Source organism: Ensifer sp. D2-11 (assembly GCF_054161295.1).
Genome location: NZ_CP096434.1, coordinates 1,100,799 through 1,125,839 on the forward strand (window position 1 = coordinate 1,100,799; position 25,041 = coordinate 1,125,839).

The 25,041-nt window shown below is 61.5% G+C and carries 19 protein-coding genes and 7 pseudogenes; 8 read left to right on the forward strand and 18 right to left on the reverse strand.

Features of this window, described 5'->3' with window-relative positions:
• Nucleotides 1-44 precede the first annotated feature (44 nt).
• Complete coding sequence (locus M1D34_RS22255) at nt 45-776, reverse strand: carboxylesterase family protein (protein WP_498782097.1); 732 nt, start codon at nt 774-776, stop codon at nt 45-47.
• A 496-nt stretch (nt 777-1,272) separates the two neighbouring features.
• Between M1D34_RS22255 and M1D34_RS22260 the strand changes: the two are divergent.
• A pseudogene (locus M1D34_RS22260) lies at nt 1,273-1,517 on the forward strand (substrate-binding domain-containing protein); the annotation flags it as partial.
• On the opposite strand, the gene M1D34_RS22265 reads toward M1D34_RS22260, so the two are convergent.
• From M1D34_RS22265 to M1D34_RS22275, 3 genes are all read right to left on the reverse strand, one after another.
• Nucleotides 1,495-3,558, reverse strand: coding sequence for an oxidoreductase (locus tag M1D34_RS22265; RefSeq protein WP_498782099.1), 2,064 nt, complete (start codon nt 3,556-3,558; stop codon nt 1,495-1,497). The pseudogene M1D34_RS22260 and the gene M1D34_RS22265 overlap by 23 nt on opposite strands.
• A 10-nt stretch (nt 3,559-3,568) precedes the next feature.
• Nucleotides 3,569-4,408 (reverse strand): sugar phosphate isomerase/epimerase family protein, encoded by an 840-nt coding sequence (locus tag M1D34_RS22270; RefSeq protein WP_498782101.1) that lies wholly within the window; start codon nt 4,406-4,408, stop codon nt 3,569-3,571.
• Nucleotides 4,409-4,524: 116 nt separating this feature from the next.
• Nucleotides 4,525-6,015 carry an FAD-dependent oxidoreductase gene (locus tag M1D34_RS22275; RefSeq protein ID WP_498782102.1) on the reverse strand — a complete coding sequence of 497 codons (1,491 nt, stop codon included), beginning with the start codon at nt 6,013-6,015 and terminating at the stop codon, nt 4,525-4,527.
• 140 nt (nt 6,016-6,155) lie between these two features.
• Between M1D34_RS22275 and M1D34_RS22280 the strand changes: the two genes are divergently transcribed.
• From M1D34_RS22280 to M1D34_RS22300, 5 genes and pseudogenes are all read left to right on the forward strand, one after another.
• Nucleotides 6,156-7,157, forward strand: coding sequence for an SIS domain-containing protein (locus M1D34_RS22280; RefSeq protein WP_498782104.1), 1,002 nt, complete (start codon nt 6,156-6,158; stop codon nt 7,155-7,157).
• 17 nt (nt 7,158-7,174) lie between these two features.
• Nucleotides 7,175-7,885, forward strand: a complete 711-nt coding sequence (locus tag M1D34_RS22285; protein ID WP_498782106.1) for a GntR family transcriptional regulator — start codon at nt 7,175-7,177, stop codon at nt 7,883-7,885.
• Nucleotides 7,886-7,895: 10 nt separating this feature from the next.
• The gene (locus M1D34_RS22290) at nt 7,896-8,834 is read left to right on the forward strand and encodes an ornithine cyclodeaminase (RefSeq protein WP_498782108.1); all 939 of its coding nucleotides are present in this window, start codon (nt 7,896-7,898) and stop codon (nt 8,832-8,834) included.
• Nucleotides 8,835-9,020: 186 nt separating this feature from the next.
• The gene (locus M1D34_RS22295; protein WP_498782109.1) at nt 9,021-9,458 is read left to right on the forward strand and encodes a VOC family protein; all 438 of its coding nucleotides are present in this window, start codon (nt 9,021-9,023) and stop codon (nt 9,456-9,458) included.
• Nucleotides 9,459-9,495: 37 nt separating this feature from the next.
• Nucleotides 9,496-9,666: pseudogene (locus tag M1D34_RS22300) on the forward strand (IS5/IS1182 family transposase); the annotation flags it as partial.
• A 17-nt stretch (nt 9,667-9,683) separates the two neighbouring features.
• On the opposite strand, the gene M1D34_RS22305 reads toward M1D34_RS22300, so the two are convergent.
• The 3 genes from M1D34_RS22305 to M1D34_RS22315 all read right to left on the reverse strand — a co-directional run bounded on the left by M1D34_RS22305 (nt 9,684) and on the right by M1D34_RS22315 (nt 12,310).
• Nucleotides 9,684-10,475, reverse strand: coding sequence for an amino acid ABC transporter ATP-binding protein (locus M1D34_RS22305; protein WP_498782111.1), 792 nt, complete (start codon nt 10,473-10,475; stop codon nt 9,684-9,686).
• The gene (locus M1D34_RS22310; RefSeq protein ID WP_498782113.1) at nt 10,472-11,395 is read right to left on the reverse strand and encodes an amino acid ABC transporter permease; all 924 of its coding nucleotides are present in this window, start codon (nt 11,393-11,395) and stop codon (nt 10,472-10,474) included. Before M1D34_RS22310 ends, M1D34_RS22305 begins: the two co-directional genes overlap by 4 nt.
• Nucleotides 11,396-11,464: 69 nt before the next feature.
• Nucleotides 11,465-12,310 (reverse strand): ABC transporter substrate-binding protein, encoded by an 846-nt coding sequence (locus M1D34_RS22315; protein WP_498782115.1) that lies wholly within the window; start codon nt 12,308-12,310, stop codon nt 11,465-11,467.
• Between the two features lie 261 nt (nt 12,311-12,571).
• Between M1D34_RS22315 and M1D34_RS22320 the strand changes: the two genes are divergently transcribed.
• A complete protein-coding gene (locus tag M1D34_RS22320; protein WP_498782117.1) occupies nt 12,572-13,660 on the forward strand; it encodes a LacI family DNA-binding transcriptional regulator in 1,089 nt (362 codons plus the stop codon).
• A gap of 215 nt (nt 13,661-13,875) precedes the next feature.
• A complete protein-coding gene (locus M1D34_RS22325) occupies nt 13,876-14,766 on the forward strand; it encodes a PfkB family carbohydrate kinase (protein WP_498782119.1) in 891 nt (296 codons plus the stop codon).
• Between the two features lie 1,033 nt (nt 14,767-15,799).
• On the opposite strand, the pseudogene M1D34_RS22330 reads toward M1D34_RS22325, so the two are convergent.
• From M1D34_RS22330 to M1D34_RS22380, 11 genes and pseudogenes are all read right to left on the reverse strand, one after another.
• Nucleotides 15,800-16,160: pseudogene (locus tag M1D34_RS22330) on the reverse strand (IS3 family transposase); the annotation flags it as partial.
• Nucleotides 16,156-16,488: pseudogene (locus tag M1D34_RS22335) on the reverse strand (phosphomannomutase/phosphoglucomutase); the annotation flags it as partial. The pseudogenes M1D34_RS22330 and M1D34_RS22335, both read right to left, overlap by 5 nt.
• On the reverse strand, nt 16,476-17,240 hold the full coding sequence (locus M1D34_RS22340; RefSeq protein WP_498782121.1) for a response regulator transcription factor: 765 nt from the start codon (nt 17,238-17,240) through the stop codon (nt 16,476-16,478). The gene M1D34_RS22340 and the pseudogene M1D34_RS22335, both read right to left, overlap by 13 nt.
• A 312-nt stretch (nt 17,241-17,552) precedes the next feature.
• Complete coding sequence (locus tag M1D34_RS22345; RefSeq protein ID WP_498782123.1) at nt 17,553-18,284, reverse strand: Crp/Fnr family transcriptional regulator; 732 nt, start codon at nt 18,282-18,284, stop codon at nt 17,553-17,555.
• A 610-nt stretch (nt 18,285-18,894) separates the two neighbouring features.
• Nucleotides 18,895-19,232 (reverse strand): annotated as a pseudogene (locus M1D34_RS22350) (hypothetical protein).
• A 221-nt stretch (nt 19,233-19,453) separates the two neighbouring features.
• Entirely contained in the window at nt 19,454-19,750 is a 297-nt protein-coding gene (locus M1D34_RS22355; RefSeq protein ID WP_498782125.1) for a hypothetical protein, read from the reverse strand.
• Nucleotides 19,750-20,796, reverse strand: a pseudogene (gene tnpC, locus M1D34_RS22360) (IS66 family transposase); the annotation flags it as partial. The pseudogene tnpC and the gene M1D34_RS22355, both read right to left, overlap by 1 nt.
• Entirely contained in the window at nt 20,739-20,903 is a 165-nt protein-coding gene (locus M1D34_RS22365; RefSeq protein WP_498782127.1) for a hypothetical protein, read from the reverse strand. The pseudogene tnpC and the gene M1D34_RS22365, both read right to left, overlap by 58 nt.
• Before the next feature lie 225 nt (nt 20,904-21,128).
• Nucleotides 21,129-22,001, reverse strand: coding sequence for a Hint domain-containing protein (locus tag M1D34_RS22370; RefSeq protein WP_498782129.1), 873 nt, complete (start codon nt 21,999-22,001; stop codon nt 21,129-21,131).
• Nucleotides 22,002-22,410: 409 nt separating this feature from the next.
• Nucleotides 22,411-23,354 (reverse strand): IS630 family transposase gene (locus tag M1D34_RS22375; RefSeq protein WP_498779537.1). Its coding sequence is split into 2 segments (ribosomal slippage): nt 22,411-23,018 and nt 23,018-23,354, totalling 945 coding nucleotides; the frame shifts between segments, so codons are not numbered across the junction.
• Between the two features lie 886 nt (nt 23,355-24,240).
• A pseudogene (locus tag M1D34_RS22380) lies at nt 24,241-24,866 on the reverse strand (hypothetical protein).
• Nucleotides 24,867-25,041: the final 175 nt, after the last annotated feature.

Consider the following 25,041-nt stretch of genomic DNA (forward strand, 5'->3'; position numbering starts at 1 on the left):
CAATCGCACCGGCCTTCCCATCGTCGTCAAGCGCGATCATTATCCTATTGAGGCGCACCCTCAAGACGCTGCTTCAGCAGCCAATCCCAGAGTTCAGCATCATTCAAGGTCGCCCACTCGACGCCCGAATGATCGACACCTTCCAGTACAGTCAGTCGAGCATTGCGATCCAGAGCTTTAAGACGTTCATAAAGCACAACTGAATCCGATAACGGAATTACACCGTCGTTTGAGCCATGAAAGACCCAAAACGCAGCTTTCTCGTTCGTTCTATTGAGATAGTGCCGATTGCCACCGCCGGCGATTGGGACGATAGCGGCGAACTTGTCTGGAAACTGTTGGGCCAAGGCCCAAGCACCGAAGCCGCCCCGGCTAAACCCGACCACATAGATCCGTGAACGGTCAACGCGATACTTTGAAGCTACTTCCTCAAGTGCAGCGTCCACTTTCTCAATCGGATAAAGCAGCTCTTCGCTCGGGTTTTGGGGAGAAAAGACAAGGAATGGGAATTTCTTTCCGTCTTCGATCAGTTTCGGAATCCCGCTCGATTTGACTTTGTTAATATCACTTCCGCCCTGATCTCCTCCGTGTAGCCATATAACGAGAGGATAAGACTCCGTTGACGTCTGGTATCCATCCGGCGTGTACAAAAGATACTTGAGATCATTTTTGACGCTCACAGTCGAAGTCAGTGCTACCTGCTCTGCATTTGCAGCCCCAGGATCGAACACCCCAAGCGCAGCTATCGCAGCCAAAGGTAAAATCCTACGCAACATTACACCACCTCCTCTGAAACGTTCACAGGATAGGTTGGCACATGGCCTGGTTGCGGACAATGCCTCCTCCACTCCACAATCACCGCGCCCTTATCACGCTGGCGAGCTACCGGGCTGCTCTACGCCGACAAAGGATCTCACGCATGCCTCTCCTGACGGCGGCCTGACATCTTTGCCCGCCTTCGAGCTAGACATCGCCATCACCTTCAGGATCTCCCAACCGTGAGAGAGGTCTTCAAGCTGATCAGAGACCGGCGGCAGCCTGCGTCTCGTCTTCCTCAGGCCCCTGCTCGCAGAGCTTTGCCGTATCCTCGATTGCAGCATCGAGCTGTGGCATTGAGCCGGGATGCGCTTTTGCTCGAGTAATTCGCCTCGCTCCCGGCAATGGTCTGCGATGAAGCTTCTGCCCGTTGGGGGCCAAAGCAATTGAAATGAACATACCAGGCGCAGGCGCTTTAGCGTCCCAGCCAGTTCGCACTGCAAGGCGGCATTCAAGGTGAGCATTCCGGACGACCTGTCGGTGGTATCGTTCCACGAGGCGGACTGGACATCCGTCACGACACCTCCGTCACCGTTGTGCGCCAGCCTGTTTGCCGCCTCGAAGAGACAGCGGCCCGGCTGCTGATCGTAAGGCTGCACGGCAATGGCGCAGAACCGAGCCACGCCGTTCTGCGGACGGAAGGCGTCGGGCGCGCCTCCGTCGCAAGAGTGGACCTCTTCAGAACTGCACCCCGAGTCTGAGGGCATCCAGCATGGCGGCATGAACCGACCGGCTGCTGACGGCGTCGCCGATCCGGTGCAGTTCGAAACCGGCAGTTGGCCGGGGGCGCAGAGGCGCAGGACCGATCAAGCTTCCGATCTCCGTGACCCCATCGTTCGCCGAGAGGGGCCGCAATTCGTCGAAGAGGTCGTTCATTGGGACTGTCCCATGCTCGACGATGACCTGGGCATAGTTCTCGCGCCGTTCCTGGCCCGTGAGGAGGTGGCGCAATACCACCGATCGCCGCCCCTCCCGCGCATGCACCGAAACCAGTTCGTGTTCCAGGAGGACCCGCACATCGTGCCCGGCGAGCGCCTTGCGGTAGGTAATGCTCGAGTGATGCTCCATTTCCGGCGCGATGGAAGGGTCACGGGAGACGAAAGTGACCGTTATACCGGTTGCCGCGATCTCGGCGGCTGCCGAGGGCGCGGGATGGCGTCCGGTCGCATCATAGATCAGCACGTCGCCCGCGACCTGTCCGGGGTCGCCAAGAGCGTCGAAGACGCTTAGGCACAACTCGCTCCCCGCAACAGGACCGAAATCCGGAATACCGCCGGTGGCGACGAGAACGAGATCCGGCGCCTCGGCAAGAACGTCCGGCGCCTCCGCATAGACATTGAGCCGGGCATCCACACCGAGGCGCTCCAGCTCGGCAATGCGCCAATCGACGATTCCGATCAGGTCGCGGCGGAGCCTGACTTTCGCGGCCAGGACGAGCTGCCCCCCTAGCCGGTTCGCCGCTTCCAGGAGCACGACGCGGTGGCCCCGCTCGGCCAGCACCCGCGCGGCCTCCAGCCCTGCCGGCCCGCCGCCCACGACGACCGCTTTGCGCTCAGCATTCGGCGAACGCTCGATTACCTGTGGGAGCCAGGTCTCGCGGCCCGTCGCCGGATTGTGGACGCAATGCACAGGCCGATAGAGGCAGTGGGAAGCACCGACGCAGGGACGAATCTGCTCCTGTCTGCCCGAACGCAACTTGTTGACGATCTGCGGATCGGCCATGTGCGCCCGCGTCATGCCGACCATATCGACCAGCCCCGCATCGACCGCATAGCGCGCGGTTGCGACATCCGCGATCTTAGCGGCGTGAAAGACCGGCAAACCCGTTTCCGCCTTGAACGCGCCGACCCGACGCAGCCACGGCGCGGACGCCGCTGTCATGTCGGGAATGTTGTAAACGAGCAGATTTAGACGCGTGTCGAACCGGCCGAAGATGCAGTTGAAGAAGTCGACAAGCCCCGCTCGCTCAAGCAAGTTGGCGACGGCGACCGCCTCAAGAAAGCATAAGCCATCGGCATGGTCCTCATCGATCGTGTAGCGGATGCCGAGCGGATAGTCGGCCCCGACTTGGCTGCGGATTTCCTCGCAGACCATGAAAAGAAACCGCATCCTGTTTTCAAGTGAGCCACCGAACGCATCCTCGCGACGATTGACCATCGGCGACAAGAACTGCCCGATCAGATGGCCGCCGGTCATGATCTCAATGCCGTCGAGCCCGCCCTCCTTTGCCCGCCCGGCGGCCGCACCGAACTCGCGCACGATGCGCGCAATGTCGTGGCGGTCCATCTCATGGGCGAAGGCGCGGTTGTAGTCCTCGCGGGAATGGGAGGGGCCGAGCGCCGGAAGCCAGGCGCCGACCGTGGCGTTCGCCCGCCTTCCCACATGCGAGATCTGGCACATCACCGCCGCACCGTGGCGACGGATGCGTTCGGAAAATGCCCGGAAAACCGGAACGATCGCATCGCTCGACACGTCGAGCTGAGTGCCGCCCCAGCTCGTATCCGCGGAGATGCGGGCCGAGCCCCCGAACATCGTCAGTGCGAGGCCGCCCTTCGCCTTCTCCTCGTGATAGCGTTGGTAGGCCTCGAGAGGATGGCCGCCCACGTCGAGGGCGGTCTCGTGGCTGGTGCTCATGATCCGGTTGCGCAGGGTCAGCCGACCGATCTGCAACGGCCGCAGCAGCGGGTCGGTCCTCGCCGGCGCGACCGTCGCCGGTCCGCCGGATGGCTTGCGTTCCTCCATCTCCCCCTCCCTATGCCGGGCCGAGGGCCTTGCGCATCGACTCCACGCATTGCCTCAAGGGCCGGGTCGGATCGACATTGTATTTCCAGTTGGTCAGCTCGATCGTCAGCGAACCCTCGTAACGCTGGTTGCGGAGATAGGCGACCAGCCCCTCGAGATCGATGATGCCTTCGCCCCAGGCAAGGTGGCTGCCGCCGGCATCCGCGTCGGTGAAATGCACATGCGCGACGCGGCCGGCGAGATGGGTGAAGTAGTCCTCCGGTTTCTCCCGCGTCATCACGGCGCCCGAAACGTCATATACTGCATGGAGCGCGGGGCTTGCGAGCGTGTCCATAAGGGAGCGGATCTCCTTCGCCGAGCAAACGATGTTGGCGAAGGAATCCGGCAGCGACTCCATCCAGAGATCGAGGCCGAGCTTTCGCGCGCGGTCGCAGAGGATCCCCATGGAATCGACGCAGCGCTCTAGTGCCTGCGCGGCCGGTTCGTCGCGATAGCCGCCGCCGGCCGTCACCAGCAAGGCCGGTGCGCCGCACTCGACGGCGAACTCCATAGATTCGAGGAAATAGCGCACCGAACGGTCGCGCAGTTCCCGCTCCTTCGCAGATATGTTGATGGGGTAGATACACTGTTCGGGCGTGAAGGCGACGATGTCGAGGCCCATGGCGCGCACCTTTCGCCCGAGAGCCCGCGCCTCGGCCAGCGTCTTGTCGCCGATGTAGAAATGCGGGGCGGCCGCCCAGAGCTCGATGCGCGAAATCCCGGCATCGCACACGTCGGCCAGAAAGCGGTCCATCGTGTGCCGGACATAGTGGAAGTTCATTACGCTGATATTGCGCTCATCGAGTGCCATTGCATTTCCTCCGCTCGCCACCGCCGTTACGGCATATCAGGATATTTCTGTTGCAATATATGATAACGTTCTCATTTAGTTTTGCACGTTTCGCATCGTCATTGCCCTTGAAGACGTCAGACCGGTTGAGGCGGAAAGCCGAACGCGACGGCGGTTTCCTCGATGAAGCCGGCGACCTGGGCTGCCGTCTCCTCCGGCGTCCAGCCCAGATGTGGGGCTGCCAGGCGCGCGGCGGTTTCCGCATGGCGAAGACCGAGGTCCGGCTCCCACCCGACTGAAAGGCGGCGCCGCAGGATGTCCGAGAGGGTGCGGGCCTGCTCATGAAGCACTGCATGTGCGACGCAGCCCTCGGTGACGCAGTCCAGGCCTCCGACGAATGTGACGGAGGTATCAAGCGGACGTCGAGGTCCGGACGGCTTCAGCCGGCGGGATACTGCACGCGTGAGCCGCCGCCCTGCATCGCGGTGGGTCATCAGCAGACCACCGGTGAAAGTGAAGACATTCGGAAGCCCCTCGTCGGTGAGGTCATGCTCCCGGACCGCCGGCGCCGACCCCTTGCCGTCGGCTGAGAGGCTGCGCGACCGCACGCCGGCCCAGGAATAGAGCACGTGCTGGCGGCGCAGACCGAGACCGGGGAACAGCCGCTCCAGTTGGTCGAGAATGGCGGCGATCTCCGCCTCGCTCGCGCGAAAACCTTCGGGCCTGCCGTCCGAGGCGGAATCCCATGGGCCAACATAGTGAAGCTCGCCCCACGGGATCAGGTAGAAGGGAGCGCCGTCCGCGGTGACGGTCTCCAAGCCAATGCCGCGGAGGCTCTCCGGCAAACGAAGGACGATGTTCGTGCCCTTCTCGCCGGTGTTCTTGCGGATATGCGGCGTCCCCGCCATCGCGATGATCTCATCGACCCAGACGCCTGCACAGTTGACCACCGCACGCGCGAGCACGTCGCGCGGTCCCCCGGCCGCCGTCAGCGTGACCCGCCAAAGATCGCCCTCGCGCGCGAGCGCCGTCACCGCCGTGTGGTTCAGCGCTTCCATGCCGATCGCGCGCGCCTTCATCACCGTGTCGACCACGATCCGCTCGGGCCAGTGATACTGGTATTCCGTGAAGGTCAGTGCGCCGCGGATACCGTCGAGCCCCGCCATGCCTTTAAAGGCCGGATGCGCCCGCGCCTCTTTCGCGGAAAGGATGCGAAAGTCGAGCGGAACCGCGCCGCCGTCGCTCGCCGCCATCAGCCAAAAGGCAAAGCGCGCCTTCCAGCGGGGAACGGCGTTCTCCCGTGTCAGGGGAACGATGAAGGTGACGGGCCTGACCCGCTCGGGCGCGGTGCGGACGAATTCCGCCCGCCCCTGCATCGCGCGACGCATGAGGCTGAAGCATTCGATCGCGGCGAGCGGCCGGGCGAGAAGGGCCGCAATGGACCCGCGGCCAGCCGAAAGATAGCCGAGCCCGCAATGCTGCAGCCGCGACGTCCTGCTGGACGTGCCTGCGCCGTAGTCGTCGCGCTCAACGAGCAGCGTGCGGTAGCCCGCCGCCGTCAGATGCTGCCCCGCCGCCGCGGCGATAATGCCGCCCCCGACGACCAGGGTGTCGTAAATCTGGGCCATGTTCAAGTTCCCGCTTCGGCAAAGCGTTTCAGCGCCGGATGTGAGAACGTTCGCAAAACTTCACAGCGGGTGTCAACCCCGCTTGACCCGACAGTTGAAAATATAATACGTATTATGACGTCATATAGAAAGGTACGACCATGTCCTTCCCCTCCGCCTTTGACGCCGGCGTCGTCGCGGCGTTGTCCGCCCTCGACGCGAAATCCGTGAAGCATGTTTTCTTCGTCGCCTGCGGCGGCTCGCTGTCGATCATGTACCCGGCCAAGTTCCTGCTCGACCAGCATTCACCGCTGCCGTCGGACGTCTACAATGCCGCCGAGTTCGCCGCCCGCGCTCCGCGTTCGCTCGACCGGAGTTCGCTGGTCATCCTCTGCTCGATGACCGGCACGACGAAGGAAACCACCGCCGCCGCCGAATTCGCCCGCTCGAAAGGGGCGGCAACCATCGGCCTGACGGTCGAGCCCGCCTCCCCGCTCGCCAACGCGGTAGACCATGTCGTCGGCTTCGAGGCGCCTTATACGACCGGCGTGCCGATCGATGCCAAGGACAGCAACTATGCACGGATCTACCAGATCGTCATGGGTCTCGTTGCCCTCACCGGCGGCGAGGATCTGACGGAAACGCTGATCGAAAGCCTCCATGCGCTCCAGCCGGCCATCGACCGCGCCCAGGCGGCCTTCGCGCCGAAGTTCGAGGACTATGCTCCCCGCTTCGCCAAGCAAGATGTGATCTATACGGTCGCCAGCGGCGCGAGCTACGGTGCGGCCTATTCCTTCGCAATCTGCGTACTCATGGAGATGCAGTGGATCAACAGCCAGGCGATTCATGCCAACGAATTCTTCCACGGCCCCTTCGAGGTGTTGGACACGGACCGCGCCTTCATTCTCATGAAGGGCCTCGACAGCACGCGGCCCCTGGAAGAGCGCGCCGACGAATTCCTGCACCGCTTCGGCTCGGCGGAGAAGATCCTGGTTCTCGATGCCGAAAAGCTCGATCTCTCCGGCATCGACCCTCGCTTCCGCGGCAATGTCGTTCCGCTGATCTTCTTCGACACGCTCTGGCATTTCGCCTATAAGATCGCCGACCTGCGCAAGCACGAGATGCTCGAGGCGCGGCGTTACATGAAGAAGATCGCCTACTGATTGAGCCTGGAAGGCGGATGGACGACCAAAAACACCTCCTGCCACTCTATGAACACGTCCGGCGTTCGATCCTGGCTGGCATCGAGTCCGGCCAGTTCGCCGAAGGCAGCTTCCTGCCGGCCGAGCCCGAGCTGATGGCGTTCTACGGCGTCAGCCGGATCACGCTGCGGCGAGCCATCGGCGAGCTTTGCGCCGACGGCCGGCTGCAGCGGCAGCAGGGCCGCGGTACCGTGGTCATGCCCGCCAAGGTGCGGCAGATGCTCGTCTCGCTCTCCGGCTTTTCGGAAACCATGGACGGCCTGGGGCGAAAGGCCGGCCATCGCATCCTCGCGCGCGACGACAATCCCGACGCGCCTGCCTTCCGCGAGCGCCTGCAGGCCGAAGCCCTGATCCGATTCGACCGCCTCCTGGAGGACGACGGCCGGCCGATGACGCTGGAAACGCTCTGGTTCGATGCGGCCCGCTTCCCAGGAGTGGTCGAGCCGGTGGCAGCCGGGGGCTCCTTCTTCGCCGCGCTGCGCGACAGGGCAGGCATCGTGCCGGCCCATGCCGAGCGGCAGATCGACGTCGGCCTCGCCTCGGCCGGCGAGCGCAGCATCCTGATGGTGACCGCCGCCCAGCCGGTCTACCGGATCGAGAAGATCGTTACCGACGGCGAGGGGCGCCCCCTCGCCCTGTCGCAGCTCGTCACTCCAAGCCATCTGGTCACGTACACGATCAAGACCTGAAAGGTTCGACATGCACGTTTTCGATGCGGCCTCCGTCCACGCGGCGCTTGCCTGGCCTTTTCTGATCGAGGCGTTGCGCAAGGCGCATCGGGGGCCGATGCCCGCCTCTAATGTTGTCGTTCAGTGCGACCCGGCGGGCGGTGACGCCCAGTTCGTCACCCTACCCGGTTGGGCGCCCGGCGGGCCGATCGTCGTGAAGATGGTCGGTGTCTTTCCGCAGAATGCGGCCCTCCATCCCCCCCAGCCCGCCGTCCAAGGGCTGGTGACGCTGTTCGACGGGGCGACTGGCGCGCCGCTGCTCGCCGCGGACGGCGCGGCCATGACGGCGCGCAAGACCGCTGCCGATTCCGCCCTCGGTGCGGCCATCCTCGCAAGGGACGACGTGGAGAACCTGCTGATCGTCGGGGCGGGCGCGCTCGCCCCGCATTTCGCCGAGGCGCATCTTTCAGCGCGGCCCTCGCTGCGCCGGGTCTCGATCTGGAACCGCACCGCGGCCCGGGCCGAAGCGGTCGCCGCGCAGCTGCGCGACAGAGGCACCGACGCTACAGTCAGCACCGATCTCGACGGCTCTGTCGCACGCGCCGATGTGGTGGCCTGCGTGACCATGTCGGACAAGGCGCTGGTCAAGGGCGCGCTCCTGCGGCCGGGCACCCATCTCGACCTCGTCGGTGCCTATCTGCCCACGCTCCGGGAAGCGGACGACACCGCGCTCGCGCGCGGCACAATCTTCGTCGACAGCCGCAACAACATGGAGAGCGGCGGCGACCTCTCGCAGGCTATCGCGTCCGGCGCGATCACCTGGAATGCCGTGAAGGCCGATCTCTTCGAGCTCGTCCAGGGAAAGAGCGAGGGCCGCACCGACGCCGACCAGATCACCGTGTTCAAGAACAACGGCGGCGCACATCTCGACCTTTTCACCGCCTGCGCGCTGGCGCAGACGCTCAGCTGACGCCGCAGAGGCCGTTTGCGAGCGGGGTGGCAGTTTAAGGCGATCCATGATTGAAGCTTCTGATGTGTACAGCAGCGATGCGGGACCTGATGGCCGCCGCCGGTATTGAGGGCACCTCAAGCGTCCGTTGCTAGACTAAGACTAGGCGACACCCTGTAGATGGAACGACACCTTGGAGAACGGAACATGGCGCTCAAGCGGATGGACAACGTAGGAATTGTCGTCGAAGACCTCGGAAGGACGATTGATTTCTTTCTCGAACTCGGGCTCGAGCTCGAAGGGCGGACCACGATCGAGGGAGAGTGGGCCGGACGTGTCACTGGACTGGGCGATCAGCGTGTCGAGATTGCCATGATGCGCACACCGGACGGCCACAATCGGCTCGAGCTCTCCTGCTTCCTGGCGCCCCCAGTCATCGCAGATCACCGGAACGCACCGGTCAACGCTCTAGGCTACCTCCGCGCCATGTTCACCGTGGACGACATCGACGAGACACTTGAAAGGCTCCGCACGCGCGGCGCGCACCTCGTAGGCGAAGTCGTCGAGTATAAAGACGCGTATCGGCTCTGCTACATCCGTGGACCTGAAGGGCTTCTCATCGGACTCGCCCAAGAACTCAGCTGAGCGCGATACGAAGACGAAGGGCGACGAGGGGCCAATGTCAGCGAGTGCGTCCGGAAATGTTCTGCCACAACGCTGCGTCGTCGAGCGGACCTTCAGCCGGATGACACAATGGCAGCGCCCCGTCCGCGACTACGAGGCCGGCATCGACGTGCAAGAAGCCATGATCCATGTCGCCATGGGCGGTGTTCTGCTGCGACGTATCCACTGACGTTCTCAAACGGACTGTCAGGCGTCGGCCAGAACCCGCGCCAGGAACGCCCGCGTGCGGTCGTGCTGTGGGCGCGTCAGCACGTCGGCCGGCCGGCCCTGCTCGACGATCACCCCGCCGTCCATGAAGATCAGGTGATCGGCGACGTCGCGCGCAAAACCCATTTCATGCGTGACGACGACCATGGTCATGCCGTCGTCGGCAAGCTGGCGCATCACGGCGAGAACCTCGCCGACGAGCTCCGGGTCGAGCGCGGAGGTCGGCTCGTCGAACAGCATGACGTCCGGCTTCATCGCCAGCGAGCGGGCGATGGCCGCGCGCTGCTGCTGGCCGCCGGAAAGCTGCGCCGGATAGTAGCTCGCGCGCTCCTTCATGCCGACGCGCTCCAGAAGCACCATCGCCTCCTCGACCGCGGTGGCGCGCGGCACGCGCTTGACCTGCACCGGCGCCTCGATGACGTTTTCGAGCACGGTCTTGTGCGGAAAGAGATGGAAGCCCTGGAAGACCATGCCCATGCGCTGACGCTGCCGGGCAAGCTCGTTGAAGCTCATCTCGTAGAGTTTGTCGCCCTTCCAGCGCACGCCGACGGGTTCGCCGCGCAGTAAGATCGCGCCGCCGGTCGGCCTCTCGAGATAGTTGAGGCACCGCAAAAGCGTGCTCTTGCCCGAGCCGGAGGGCCCTACGATGCAGGTCACGTCGCCGCGCATCACCGCGACGTCGATGCCGCGCAGCACCTCATGCGCGCCAAAACTCTTGCGCAGGCGCTCGACCTTCAGCAGCGGCTCTGCAGTCGTTTGGTCGTTCATCATAGGACCTCCTGCTGGCGTGCGAAGACCCGGAAGGCGAAAATCCCGCCCGCTTTCTTCGCGCCTGCGCGGTGGTCGGATTTCAGCCGGTGCTCGACGGCATGTTCGACGAGCGTCAGGACCGTGGTGAGGACGAGATACCAGATCGTCGCGACCAGCAGCAGCGGCACAGTCTGGTAGGTGCGGGCATAGACCATCTGGGCGGAATAAAGCAGATCGGGCAGCGCCAGCACGGAAACGAGGGAGGTGAATTTCAGCATCGAGATCGTGTCGTTGCCGATCGGCGGAATGACGATGCGCAGCGCCTGCGGCAGCACGATGCGGCGCAGCGTCTGGCCGCGCGTCATGCCGAGCGTGGCGGCCGCTTCCGTCTGGCCGACATTGACTGCCTGGATGCCGGCGCGGATCATTTCCGCGGCATAGGCGCTCTCAGTAAAGGCAAGGCCCATGATAGCGGCGCTGAAAGGGGTGATGAGCTGGTTGGTATTCCAAGAGAGGAGTTTCGGCCCGTCGAAGGGAATGCCGATCGAGATCTCGGGCAGGAGAAGCGCCAGGTTGTACCAAAAGATCATCTGGACCAGCGGCGGCACGCCGCGGAAAAACCAGATCCACCCCCAGCTGACGGACTGGAAGACGCGGCTGGCCGACAGCCGCATGATGGCGAGCACGATGCCGATCGCAAGGCCGAGCACCATGGCAAGGAACGTCAGGAGCAGCGTCATGCCGAGACCGGACAGGATGGCCGGGCTGAACAAGTAATCGGCCACGACGCTCCACTGCATGTTCTTGTTGGTGACGAGCACCTGCAGGAAGACGACCGCAAGGATGGTTAGAACAACGCCGCCGATCCAGTGGCCGACATTCGGCATCGCGATGGGCTTGACGTCATGGATCGAGGGGCGGCGTGGCGGTTCTTCAGACATCGTCATTTCCTGTGCCGTTCGCGGGCGTCCGCCCGGCCCGGGGAAAGCCCGGGGCCGGGGATAACGGTCCTAGAGGTCCGCCGGATTTTCTTCCGTGATCAGGAGCGCCTTGGTCAGCATCCCGGAATCGTTCAGACCCCACTTGGCCATGATCTTCTCATAGGTGCCGTCGTCGATCATCGATTGAATCGCGTCCGTCATGACCTGACCGAGTGGATCGCCCTTTCGCACGCCGATGCAGCTGTTCACGGGCGAGAGGACCAGTTCGGACACTTTCAGATCCGCCGTCTGCTTGGCCATGTAGGCGAGCTTGACGGAGCCGGCGACGGTCGCCTGGGCGCGCTGCGAGCGAACGGCCAGCTCCGCCTGGGCCTGCGTACCGTGTGTCTGCATGATCACCGGGTTGTCCTTGCACTCGTTGTCGTTCAGCTTTTCCAAGAGCCCGAGATCCCATGAGCCGTTCAGCACCGCGACCGTCAGCCCGCAGGCGTCAGACGCGGTCTTGATGTCGAGCTTGCTGTTGGCTGGATAGGCAAACGAGGTGCCGATCTTGCGCTGGGAGACGAAATCCAACGTCTTCAGGCGTTCCGCGGTTGTGCCGAAGGACGAGAAGCCGGCGTCGAAGCGCTTGGACTGAAGGCCCGGTATGATGGCGTCGAAGCTCGTCCCCTCGAAAGTGAAGGGCACGCCGAGGCGTTCTTCCATCTCCTTGGCGATGTCGACGCTCCAGCCCTTGAGCTGGCCGTCGGCATCGAGGAATTCGTCGGGCGCCCAGTCGTTGAAGACCGCGGCCTTTATGCCGTTGTCCTTGTATTCCTGCGGCAGGGCCTCGTGAAGGGCGGGCACGACATCGGCAAGCGCTGGCATCGCCAGCACCGCGCTCAGGACACAACCGGCCAGAATGGACTTGAACATGACAACCTCCTTGTCGCGGCGAACCCGGCGGGTCCGCGATTGCGTTCTCTGGTTCCCCTTGCAGTTTTCGCGAGAACGTTCTCATATATGAGACACAGAGAATACCCATTCGTCAAGCACCGCGTCGCAGGGATTGATGCGGCAAGGACGTTGAAAACGGCCATCGATCTGTTAACACCTAAGAAAACCTGTCGTTCTTCTGCGAAACCGCATGATGAAATTCTCATTCGGCAGGCCCTAAATGTGAGAGGGAAGTGCCACGTGGCTCTAAAAAGCAAGGCGACGATCGCGGATGTTGCGCGCGAAGCAGGCGTTTCCACGGCAACTGCGGGCCGTGTGCTTGGCGGCTACGGCTATACCAGCGAGGAGAAGAAGGAGCAGGTTCTTAAGGCCGCCCAGGATCTCGGCTATCGGCCCAACGCGCTCGCCCGCAGCCTCATCACGGGCAAGACCCGCACGCTCGGCGTCGTGGCGGGCGATATCCAGAACCCCTTCTATGCCTCGGTCCTGCGCGGCATTTCCAACGTCGCCGAGGCCAACGGCTTTGGCCTGCTGATCACCAATAGCGACGAAGCCCAGCCGAAGGAGGTTCACTCGGTCGAGCTTCTGGCGCAAAAGCAGGTGGACGGGCTGATCGTCACGCCCAGCGACACGCGCAAGGCGCGGCACCTGCACAATCTCAAGGCCATGGGCGTGCCGCTCGTGCTGATCGATCGCGCTGTTGCCGGCCTGATGGTCGACCGCGTGGCCACCGACAACATCGCCGCCGCCGAACAGGCCGTCCGCCACCTCATCGCGGCCGGGCACCGCCGGATCGGCATCGTCGCGGAACTCGTGGAGGAGGAAAGCGGCGGGCTGAGTACCTTCCTCGCCCGCGCCGTCGCGGGCGACCCGATCGAGAGCGAGACGCTCTATCCCAGCTGGCAGCGCCTTCTCGGCTATATCCGGGCGCATCGGATTGAAGGCTTGCCCGTGGACCCGTGCCTGACGCTGAGGGCGGGGAGCTATTCCGCCCTCGCCGCGCATGGGGTGGTCGCCCACCTCTTGGCGGCGCCAGAACGGCCGACGGCACTTTTCACCACGGACGGCACTATGTCCGAGGGCGCCATGCGGGCCGTCACCGAGCGGGAACTTTCGATCCCTCAAGATCTCTCGCTCCTCTGCTTCGACGACCTCGACTGGATGAGCTTCCACCGTCCTGGCATCACGAGCGTGGCGCAGCCGCGCCTCGCCATGGGCGAAGCCGCCGCGCGGATGCTGTTGGAGCGCATTCGCGGCGAGGACTATCCGGCCCGCACGGTGCTGATGCCTGCGGAATTAATCGAGCGTGGCTCCGTCGCCCGGCTTTGATTTCCGCAGGAACAGCCCGCGTCGCCGTAGCGCTTTCTTTTTAAGCGGGTTCCAGTGACGACCTCTCGAGGACCTCGCTGTTGGACGCCCGACTGCGAACTCCGCCCACAATCTATCCTAGCAATGTGCGGCTCCCCTGAAGGTAATCATTGCTTTTTCGGACGCAGGCTTATAATTGAGAACGTTCTCAGTTTCCTCTCAGGAGAGCTTGTCAGATGCCGCGTCCCGCCAGAATCCTTGCTTTCGGTGACAATGTGGTCGATTGCTACCGCGATCGGAACCTGATGTTCCCCGGCGGGAACTGCGTCAACCATGCCGTCTTCGCTCGGCGCGCGGGCGCTGAAACGGCCTATGCAGGCGCAGTCTGCGACGACGATGCCGGGCGCCTGATCCGCCAGGCCTTGATCAAAGAAGGCGTCGATGTTTCGGCGCTGCGGATCGAACCGGGGCTGACCGCCTATTGCGTGATCGAGACGACGCCGGACGGCGACCGGGTGTTCGTCGGCGCAAATCTCGGCGTTTCGATCATCGCGCCGTCGCGCTTTGACCTCGCGCGGCTTTCGGATTTTGACGCCATCCACACTGGCCGGTCGAGCCATGTCGACGCTTGGCTGCCGCGCTTTGCCGAGGCCACAAAGGTCTCCTACGATCTTGCGACCGTGCACGACCCCGAGCGGGTCGCACAGGTCGCGCCCCATTGCTTTCTCATCGCCTTTTCCGCCGGCGGCGCCTCGCGTGAGGAAGCACTCGCGCTGACGCAGAGCGCGCGGACGGCCGGTGCGCGCTGGAGCGTCGTCACCCGGGGCATCGAAGGGGCTATTCTGGCCGGCGAAGCCGGCGTGTTCGAGGCACCCGCGCAGCCCGTCGACGCCATCGACACGCTCGGCGCCGGCGATACCTTTATCGCCAATGTCCTCGTTGGCTTGCTCGACAAGCGCCATCCCGAAACGATCCTGACGGAGGCGGCGGAGGCGGCGGCGAAGACCTGCCTGATGCGCGGCGCCTTCGGACATGCCACCACCATGAGTGTCAACCTGTCGGACATGATGAGCCTCGAGGAGATCTACCGCACCACCCGTCCCGCAAAAGCGCCCGAGAAGCCCTGACAAACGGGCGACCTGGACTCGACAACGGTGTGGGCAACCTCATCACCTAAAAGCGAAAGCTTGCAGCCTTCGGCGTATAATGCTTTGAATGGTTCAGCCATTCGAGCCTCCTGTCGGCTCGTTTTGGTTAGGGCCTCGCGGTGGTGTAAACCCCGCTTGAGGCCCGATTTTTTTGCTGATGAGCAGTGCCTGCGACGGTGCCAGCATCACTGACGCACAGTTGCACTCGTTCCCGTTGCCCTTCGCGGCGGAACTGGGAAAAGGTCTCGTTGCGAAAATTCTGAAAAGACCTAGGAATCAAATAACCATGTACCGCTTTTATGAACTCACACTCTCTATGGACGAGGCTGAGGACGGCACCATCTCTTGGATGGTAAGATGGAGACGAGATCCCCCTTCCGTCATCGGAGACCAAGGCCGTCGGCCGATACGGGGAGGTCCCGGTCCTCACTTTCCTCAAGTGCGGGCTTTATATGATCTGCGAAGGACGTTTCACGCGCTGAATTGGCGCGCCTGCTCAGCTGGCACCGTGAGCAAGTCGATCGGCTATTCCGTCTCGACCATAAATCGCAGATGGACCAGATCGAAGCTGCTTACAAAGCACTGGGTGTCCCAACAGACGTGAAAGTCGATTTTGACTCCGGCGGCCGCTTAGATGTCACATCTTCCCGGACGCGTCCTCAACCTCTATTGAAGAGATTGGACAATCGCCTCACAGCGTGCTTCGGTTGCACGGCAGAGGGGGGACTATCATGGTTTTCATTAGACTGTTGGCGGCGGGAGCGATGCTCGCAGCGTCCTGCACGAACGCGCTTGCCCATGGCGGCGGGTGTCGGAAGAGTTCACCACCTGGACAATGCTGTCACATGGATCGGAGCGCCGGATCTGTGCATTGCCACTAACTACTGCAGTTTGCATAGACGGCGGTCAGCGCCGGGTCAACGTGCTGGCTTAGCCTCTCTAAGCGACGGTCCATCACGTGAGATTTCACTATCGGCAAGAGATAGAAAATCTCGCTATTTCTGAACGGGACCACGTCGAACTCCCGGTCGAGGGTGTTATCGACTACGCCGGAAATGCCGGGACGGCGCTTGTAGCCGATCTGCGCTTTGAACCCGGCAAGACGGGTCAGACGGGCAACTCGGGCAGCACGTCCTCTCTGGTCGAGGACTTCGTCGTGCAGCTTGCGATAGCCGTAGACCTTGCCGCTTTCCTCCCAGGCCGTTTGGAGAAGATCAGTCTACCGTTTGTCTTCGCCGGCCCACCTGCTCAACGGGCTCTTCAGCCAGGCGTAAAATTCATTCGGATGAAACCGCAAAAGGCGGCACATCGTCCGGACCGAGAGCTGCAAGCGATGCAGGGCAAATGAACGCGTCCTTCACTTTGCATCCCTGTCAGGTCGAGGTCAGCTTCCAGCCGGATCCTTCTCAACTCCGCCATCTCTTGCGGCCCGAAGGTCAGCGGCCGGGCCATGCCCATCTTGACGCGGTCCAGCCGTTCTCGTTATGGGAGACCGTCACCATCGCGGACCGACGGCACCTCAAGTGCGAACTTCGCGAAATAGGCCATCGGAGACAAAGCCAGGCCGATGTCTCTGACCCGGGCGCCTGCGGCCATCCGCCCGCAAACCAACGCCAGCTTGATGCGAAGCGAGTAGGAACGGAAGTCGTGCCCGGTCACGATCTCCGGACCGACGCCCGAGCGCTGGATCAAGGTGCCGAGCCGACGACGAACATGTCGCTGAGCTTGTACGCAACCTCAGTCCGGTTCGTAGCCTTCAGTTTTTTCATGATGTTCCGGATGTGGACCTTTACGGTGCTCTCACGCAGGTTGAGCTCGTAGGCAATGATCTTGTTCGCCTTGCCGCGCCTGAGCGCTTGGATGACTTCTTCCTGGCGCTGCGTGAACATCCCCGCCATAGGCCGTGACGCCTCCCCGCCAGCGACCATGTCCATTCGCGTGGTCAGGACGCTGGCGGGGACGAATATCCCGCCGGCTCGCGCCAGATTGACGGCTTGCACACAGACGTCAAAGCCGATCGAGGATGGAATATAGCCCCTGACTCCGCACTCAAGTGCCCTGAGGATTTGAGGCAGTTCATCCCAGTCGGATAGGAGCACGACGGGGGTCGGGTCAAACTCCCTTACCAAATTCGAGATTTCGGCCGCATTGCTGGTATCGACAGCCTTTCGACCACCGATATTCAACAGGATTGCCGCAATGGGCGGATGAAGTTCTTTGTCCTTCCGCCATTCCTCAATTGAATCATAGGCTAAGACTTGCATGCCCATACCATGCAGCACGAGACACTGGGACAGGCATTCCCTATCGAGCTTACGGTTGTCCAGCAGGAGCAGAGCCGAGCTCCCTGCCGTGTTGTTATGCGTTTCACTAGTTGCCTTGCCAGGACGGGATGAGCTCAGCGTATGGACTTCGAGCGCGGCATTTTCGTGAATTCGAGTCAATGAATACATGGTATACCCCCACCACAACATTAGTCGGGCGCAAATAAATGAGGAGGTGGCGCTGAACGGTTCACGTCACCCGCCACGTAAAAAATGTCATTTTTTTGAAGGGCGGCGGTAAAGCGCCAATCCCAATAGAAAACGAACATAAGCCCTAAACCGTCATCGTTAATTAACATAAGTTAATATGCGCCATTATTTCGTTTATAGATGAGAGCCAAAAGGAGAAATTACAGGTTGTTCTAGATTAATACGTTTGCAAGTCTCTCCCACTATACCCATTTTGGGTTAGCTCAAACATCTTCATCTCGCATTCGCATTTCATGTCTCACCGGGCAAACGGAGGTAACCTGGATCGAAATCTGCGAAGTGCTCTAGGCCCTCTTTGTTCAGCAAATGAACGGAACCCTGTCGGAAATCCAGGTAGCCCCTCTGTCTCAATTCGCGCAGCATCCGGTTAACATGGATCGCGGTGACCCCGAGTGCGGCCGCAAGATCATATTGGGTTAGGGGGCATTCAAACCCATGGCTTTTTGCAGCGTCCGCCTTCTCTAGGCGAGTACCCAACTCAAGGAGGAAATGAGCGGTACGGACCAAGGCACTTCTTCGGCCAAGATTGGTCAAGTGCTGAGAAAGAATCGCTTTCTCGCGGGCGATCGCCCCGAACAGGCCAGCGGCAAGGCTCGTGGAATGGGCGAGGCCTGACGAGATCGCCTTGGCGGGCGCCTCGAATAGCATGAGCTCGGTCTGTGCCGTGAATGATTCCATACCTTCGCCCTCGAAGGCTCGAGAGGCTACAACCTCTCCTTTCAGCGGGAAATCGAGGATCTGCCGCTCGCCATTCATCAAATTGGTGCAGATGCAGCCCCAACCGGAATGGACGACGAAGATGCGATCCTCCTCGTCTCCCTGTCGGGTAATCACGGTATGCGCGGCGTAACGCCTCGGAATGAAGCCGAGAGACCCGAAGTGGGACTTATCGCTGTCGTCGAGCGCAATCCGGAGTATCGAGGTTTCCAGTACCCGGGCAAACGCTTCAGACGCAACTGTCATTTGCGGCGCACCCCCTTTCATTAAACTTGTGCATAATATACGGAGTGTGCCACAACGTAAGATTGCTAATCCGAGCTAATGCGAAATCAGTACCGCGCTCCCCCTTGTGAGTCCTGACTTGGCATATTGAGTTGCAATTTAGCGTCTATGCAATCTCACGCTGCTGCGAGGCACTCAGTAGGGTGCCCGCTTAAAGTTCCTGCGATGCTACGGCAAGCTGAAGCCCGATCGCAGCAAAAGAGCTGACAGCGTGACGTCTGCCCCAGTTGCATCGCGAATTGGCGGCTACAGCGGAATCAGGATGAGGGCTTGAGCTACGTTGGCCTTTATGAGAGTGGCGAGCTGCGGAGCTGCTCTACGCCGATACGAGGGATTGTGGGCTGATCAGGTCACCACTTGCTATTGAACGCAGACCGCGCGAACTTTTCGCGCTGAGCGTTTTCGAGACCGGCCAGATGGCCAATATCTATCAGATAATCATGTTTGGCGCCGGGCTCAGGATGACCGCGGCCGGCTTTGGCTACGTTGAGACGAACACTCAAGTGCAGTGGCTATCGCGCGCGATGCGCAAAAGGTGCCCCCCACCTGATCCGAGCGCTCCTCGACGAGCTCAAAAAAGCAAGCTTGTGCTTACAGGGCCGCCGCCGGTCTTTGAGCCTTCTTGCGACCGCCCCGCGCCGGACCGCCCCGCGACAAGCCCTTGCCATGGGAGCTGCCGGGGTTTCTTGGATCTGCGCCGTTGCCCCAACCGTTGTTGCCTTTATCTTTCCCACCGCCGCCGCCCCCAGACTTGGCGATTGCATTTTCCGTAAGGCTGGTGGAAAGGCGCATTGTTACGGTCGGCGGTGTCACAATGGCGAAACGGCCGCAAATCTTCAGAAACTCTCGCCCATCTTCGTCGCTCTTTGAGGGTAGTTCTTTTGGCGTTTCGGATATGAACGTCCCCATAGCGTTGCATGTAGTACACCGTAAAAGTGCCACTACAAGCCGACGTTGAAAATAGATCGTCCTCTAACAGCACGAGAGTTACACTACTGGAGCTCAAATATGCTCGCATCGTCTATGCTCGCATCGTCCGCCCCCTCCCTGATCCCCTTAAACGCCGGATGCCGCAGCCTCGTCATCGGTCCACAGACTGAAGGACAAGGTCGAGGGTAACCGGCCGATTGCTACCGCGGAGATTTCGCCTTGACGCGAGCGATGAGTTCTTCGTCGTCTACAAAGCTGTCGAGGAAGTCGTTCCATTCCTGAGGTGAGCGGCGAGCGTAGGAGAGCATCTGTTCCAATTCCTCCATGCCGTCGTCTGTCAGAGCGGTGACGGATTCGTCCTCCCCGTTATAGACGCTGATGATGCTGCCGTAGGTCAGGTTATCATCGTTGGAGACGATTGCCCGGAGAAGCTCCGGATCCTCGCCGAGAATTTCGGCGACATATTTGAGCGTGCGGACATAGGTGATTGTTGCCATTAGGCTGCCTCGGCGCGGATGGTGGCGACAGGTGACCAATGCCAAGGAAGCAGTTCGTCGAGGCGATTGATCTTGTGATCCTGAATGCGGTCGAGCACATCGGCGAGATAGGCCTGCGGGTCGATACCGTTCATCTTCGCCGTCTCGATGATGGTCATGGCTCGCGCCAGGGTTTCCGCGCCGGTGTCGGCGCCGGCGAATAGCCAATTGCGTCTACCCACTCCAATCGGACGCAGGGCGCGCTCAGCGGCATTGTTGTCGATGGCGACACGACCGTCGTCCAGGAACAGGCAGAACGAGGACCACCTGCTCAGGCCATACAGGAAGGCTTGAGCCAAATCGCCCTTGCCTGGAATGCGGGTCAGTTGCGCTTCGGCCCAAACGCGGAATGCGTCCACCCTTGACTTGCTGTGCTTCTGACGTGCGGCAAGGCGGATATCGGCAGGTTGACCGGCAATGTCCCGTTCGATGTCGTAAAGCGCGCCGATACGGTCGAGAGCCTCGCGTGCGATCTCGGATTTGTTCGATGTCCAGATATCATGGAAGTCGCGGCGCCAATGCGCCCAGCAGGCCGCTTCCCGAAAGCGGCGCGCGCCATCTGCTCCAGGTTCATAGAGCTTTCCGTAACCTTTGTAGCCATCGGCTTGAAGGATACCGCTTGCCTGCCGGAGATGACGATGGACGTGTTCTTGCTTCCAGTCCGGGGCGAAGTAGTAGACCGCCCCAGGCGGGGTAGCACCCGCCCATGGCCGTTGATCTCGGACATATGTCCAGATCCTGCCTTTCTTCACGCATTTGCCCAATCCCTTGTCTCGTTGCGAACGATCCAGCACCCGGATCGGGGTGTCGTCGGCATGGAGGAGGTCACTGCCCATGATTGCCGCTTCGATCCGCTCGATCAAAGGCTGAAGCACCTGCATGGCGCGACCACACCAATCGACCAGCGTGCTATCGGGGATATCGGCGCCCATGCGGGCGAAGATCTCGTTCAGACGATACAGTGGCAGATGGTCGTCGAACTTGGAGACCAGGATGTAGGCCAGAAGACCTCTGTGACCGTCGCACCGTCGAGCCCAACCGACATGACAACGTCGAGCTTCTTCTCGTCACCCCAACGCCGACGACGTTCCTGACCAAGAATTTCGACACGCATCCCATACCTCGCCTAAGATACGTCGCTAACGACGTCGTTAATGACGTGTCTTAGGCCATCAAGGCGCTATCCGGCAGGCGGTGCCAATCGGGTGCTTACGGTCGAGGGTGCCTATAACCGCGCGCTGAACATTGATCGCCGGCACGAGTTGACACAGGAATGGGTCGACCTCATCTTGGACGGGGCAAAGCCGGCGTATTCCTCGCCGGGCAGATGGAAATCCGCTCACCCGTGTCGATCCTGATATTGCTGACCTCGCGCCGCAATCTTCTCACAGGCATCCTGCAGTGGTGAAGGCACCTTAACGAGACCGCCCGTTGCGAGGCGCAGCAGCGCCTTCAGGTGCTCTCTGCCGCCATAGCTGACGAACGGCGCAAAAGGCGCCATGCTGGCGTCGTGATCGCCCGGATAAAGGCGGGCAAACTCGCAGAAGTTCGTGAAGCCCTCGTAGTTGGCGTCTTCGAGCAGAAAGCTCTCGACGGGTGCTCCTTCGGCCAGCACGACCTCGTGCGTTGGGAAGACGATCTGGTAATATTCTATCGTGTCCCGAGCATCAGGTAGTGCCCGCGTAATCGACGTTGCGTTGACGAGGTCCTGCGCCCTGATCAAAACGTTGTCGATATAGAAAGCGTGGCCTGGGGACACAAAAAGGTCCCGGTACGGCCGGGAGCCGTCAAGGGCGAAGCGGCGGATGCGGATCGGCATGACATCTTCGTGCCACATTTGGGAGCTGCGGCGGTAAGCGCGCCGGCCGATCCATTTCACCGGCAGCGCGTCCCCGCGAACCGTATCGACGAGATCGCCGATGCGCAGATCTTCGATGCATACTTGGCCGCGCGGCGTCAGAATCGCGGTGCCGCTCAGCAGGCACAGCGGACCACCATTACCCTTTCCCCTGCCATTGGCGTTGCCACCGCCAGGATGGCCGGGGTTCCACCATGCCGCCGCCGCCATGGAGTGCGGCAGGGCGGACACCGCCGAGCTGATCGCGGCAATTCTGGCCGCTGCTGCGGCCGTCAGTCCGAGGAAGTGGCGACGCGCGCGGTTCATGTCGGAGGGTTCGTTGCTGCTAGACATCGGCCTGCCTTTCATGTTCATCTCGCCCTTCGCGCATTTTATCCTTTGTTCCGCATCTTTGGGAATCCGCCATTCGATCTATGCCGACAGCAACGCCGCGCCCTGCCCACGAAACAGAAAGGTAGCGCTCCCTTGCAGTCGCCGGATTCGCCTGAATAGCGACGAGCCCTGTTGGAACGAAGCGCGCCGGTAGCCGCAATACATGGACAAAAGCCCGACACCGTCGGTTAAAGGTCTTGGACCATTGCGGGACCAGCTCTATCGGCGGGTTTCCCCGTCAGTTGCTTAGGCGTTGCGAGGTCCCTGAGGCCACGACGATTGTCCCTTCCGACCCTGTGGGGCCTCCTCTACTTGCGCTTGAGATGTCACCACCCTGGCGCCCCATTTGAGGCGCATCGTCTTTGCCAGCAGCGGCTAGAGCACGTCCACTTTAAACCGGGTCATATCCTGCTGCTGCGAAGTAGTTCGCACACTCTTGCGGCTCGAAGAGTTTGACGATGTCGCCAACGGTGTTCCACAGGGCGTCGACGGAGCGTTCGGCCCGTGCCCGCAGAAGCGCCTTGAGCTTTGAGAAGGCGTTTTCGATCGGGTTGAAGTCGGGGCTGTAGGGCGGGAGATAGAGCAGCGTGCAGCCGGCGGTTTCTATGGCCTGTCGGATGCCATCCGCCTTGTGGGCCGGCAGGTTGTCCATGACGACGATGTCGCCGGGCGTGAGGGTCGGCACGAGAACCTGCTCGACATAGGCCCGGAAAGCCACTCCATTCATCGCCCCGTCAAGGACCATCGGCGCGGTCATGCCGGAGAGCCTGAGCGCCCCGGTGAACGTCGTAGTTTTCCAATGGCCGTGCGGAACGCCCGATCGGCAACGCTCTCCGCGCGGCGCGCGACCGCGAAGCCGGGACATCTTCGTGGAAAGACCCGTCTCGTCTATGAAGACGAGGCGGGCTGGATCGAGATCAAGCTGGGCATCGAACCAGTCCTGACGCCGCTTCAGGAGGTCTGGCCGCTCCTGCTCCAATGCATGTGCGGTCTTTTTTTGAATGTGAAGCCGCGCTTGCGCAGCCAGACGTCGAGGGTGCTGCGGCCGATAGAGACGGATCGGTCCTCTTCCAGACGCAAAACCATCTCGTTCAGCGTGATGTCCTTCGACGCCTCGATCATGCCGATGATGAAAGCCTCATGATCGTCGAGACGGGAACCTCCAGGTCGACCCTGCTTGGCAGCGCTCACCTGACCCTGCCGAGCGCTCGCGATCCAGGCAATCGCCGTTGAAATCCCGATCCCGAACCGCGCTGCAGCCGACCGTGCGGACATCCCACCAGCCGACGCAGCCAGAACCCGGTGGCGAAGATCATCACTCAATGCTCGGGCCATGTTCCCTCCGACAAATCAAAGACAGGAGGAGGGAATCACAGAACGCTCTGAAAAGGAATCCTCACGCCGATTCCGCTTTCATCGGACGCGCTCTAGCTACACGGGCGCCGCGGGCTGATTGCAGACGCTTTCGCCCTTAATGAGGAGGCGCGCGATATTGAAGCACCACGAGCGGTCCGACGCGATATTGCCTGGCGGCATGAAACTGCTGGACGAATTTTCACGAAATCCTGGCCGAGCCACGGGCTGTTCTACGCCGACATTGAAAATATCACGCCGCACTCCAGTTGCTGTAGTCAGGTCAACGCTTAGATGGAGCCAACATGAATCGGAATACCCTGATCGTCCTCGCAGTAGCCGTCGTGGCCATCTTCGCAGCGGTGGCTTTGCTGATGCCGGGGACCAATGATACCGCGACGGATACAGCGACACCGCCGGCTACGACAACCGAACCGGCGACTTCGCAGCCATCGACAGCCGCTCCTTCGACAACGACGCCACCAGCTACCGAACCTGCCCCAACCACTCCTTCAACCACGCCGCCGGCACAGTAAACGATCGAAGGCGACCACCCAGTCGCATAGACGGCGGTCATCGGGTGGTCGCACTTGCCCGGTCGGCGTCTATCTGCATTTTACACCAGCACTACCGGGTAAAGGCGACAAAAGGCCGGGGCACGCTGGCCCCAGCCTTCTGTTTCTCCGCTCTCAAAACTCGTGCCAGTACTCCGTGGTCACAAGTCGAAAGCAATGCGCGGTTGGCGGCATCGAGTTTCTTCGCTCCGACAAATGCGCTTATGCTAACTTTATAGAGCGCGGCGGCTTTCAGGACAAGTTATCCCTTCGGTCTATGCCCTGCCGGATTTCGGGCGCACTTCTTCTACCGTCTAGCTCGGCAGTGCCCCGGCGAGTGTTCCCTCGAAGTGGTCCGCAACTGACCAGCCGGGCTTTTCAACCTCCGCATCGGGTGTGAGACTGTTCAATTCACTGCTAATTTTCTGCACGTGCTCTTTAATCTGCGGGCTTAGAAAACCTATTGCCATCTCCGCCTGGTCGGCCATAGAGACGCGCTTTCCGACCCGTAGGCAGGAGGATCTTGGGAGCTGGCCGCGCAGGTGGTGGATTTGCTCCTGGCGCTCGTTCTCTTTCCGGCAATGCTGCTCATAGAGAAAGGCCTGCCGGCGCTCGTGTTCGGCGAAGTACAGGGCCCCAATGGTCCTGTCGGTGAATTCGTTCGGTCCATAGTTGACACCGCGCAGGAAGCACACGAGACCGGCGGAGCTCATCGAAATTCAGTCTCGGCAGGTTCACGAAGGCATAGCCGACCGGGAACGGGAAACCTTCTGGAGGATCTGTTTCGTCCGGTGATGCCTCAACTCGGTGTAGAACGACGGCATGAAGATGTCGAAGCCATCCTTGCCACAGTTGCGCTCGATGATGGATTCCAGGCGCCGGCTTTCCGGTAGCGTTCGTCGACGGCCACCTGCGACGCCAACCCGGTCGTCAGGCCGATGCACCCGAAAGCGATGCCCGTCCTTCGGATCGAGCCCAAGGAAGTCGAACTATGGCTGGCGGCCCATTGGAAGGATCCCAGAACGCTGCAAAGCAGTACCCAGCCGAGCGGATGACACTTGTACCCGTCGAAGGCCCGTCGGAGCCGTTGTTGTCTTGACCGCCAGGAAGCCCCG

Coding starts and splice junctions, on each gene's coding strand:
- M1D34_RS22255 (WP_498782097.1), bottom strand. CDS start 776: ATGTTGCGTAGGATTTTACCTTTGGCTGCGATAGCTGCGCTTGGGGTG.
- M1D34_RS22265 (WP_498782099.1), bottom strand. CDS start 3,558: ATGGAGGAACGCAAGCCATCCGGCGGACCGGCGACGGTCGCGCCGGCG.
- M1D34_RS22270 (WP_498782101.1), bottom strand. CDS start 4,408: ATGGCACTCGATGAGCGCAATATCAGCGTAATGAACTTCCACTATGTC.
- M1D34_RS22275 (WP_498782102.1), bottom strand. CDS start 6,015: ATGGCCCAGATTTACGACACCCTGGTCGTCGGGGGCGGCATTATCGCC.
- M1D34_RS22280 (WP_498782104.1), top strand. CDS start 6,156: ATGTCCTTCCCCTCCGCCTTTGACGCCGGCGTCGTCGCGGCGTTGTCC.
- M1D34_RS22285 (WP_498782106.1), top strand. CDS start 7,175: ATGGACGACCAAAAACACCTCCTGCCACTCTATGAACACGTCCGGCGT.
- M1D34_RS22290 (WP_498782108.1), top strand. CDS start 7,896: ATGCACGTTTTCGATGCGGCCTCCGTCCACGCGGCGCTTGCCTGGCCT.
- M1D34_RS22295 (WP_498782109.1), top strand. CDS start 9,021: ATGGCGCTCAAGCGGATGGACAACGTAGGAATTGTCGTCGAAGACCTC.
- M1D34_RS22305 (WP_498782111.1), bottom strand. CDS start 10,475: ATGATGAACGACCAAACGACTGCAGAGCCGCTGCTGAAGGTCGAGCGC.
- M1D34_RS22310 (WP_498782113.1), bottom strand. CDS start 11,395: ATGTCTGAAGAACCGCCACGCCGCCCCTCGATCCATGACGTCAAGCCC.
- M1D34_RS22315 (WP_498782115.1), bottom strand. CDS start 12,310: ATGTTCAAGTCCATTCTGGCCGGTTGTGTCCTGAGCGCGGTGCTGGCG.
- M1D34_RS22325 (WP_498782119.1), top strand. CDS start 13,876: ATGCCGCGTCCCGCCAGAATCCTTGCTTTCGGTGACAATGTGGTCGAT.
- M1D34_RS22340 (WP_498782121.1), bottom strand. CDS start 17,240: ATGTATTCATTGACTCGAATTCACGAAAATGCCGCGCTCGAAGTCCAT.
- M1D34_RS22345 (WP_498782123.1), bottom strand. CDS start 18,284: ATGACAGTTGCGTCTGAAGCGTTTGCCCGGGTACTGGAAACCTCGATA.
- M1D34_RS22355 (WP_498782125.1), bottom strand. CDS start 19,750: ATGGCAACAATCACCTATGTCCGCACGCTCAAATATGTCGCCGAAATT.
- M1D34_RS22365 (WP_498782127.1), bottom strand. CDS start 20,903: ATGCGTGTCGAAATTCTTGGTCAGGAACGTCGTCGGCGTTGGGGTGAC.
- M1D34_RS22370 (WP_498782129.1), bottom strand. CDS start 22,001: ATGAACATGAAAGGCAGGCCGATGTCTAGCAGCAACGAACCCTCCGAC.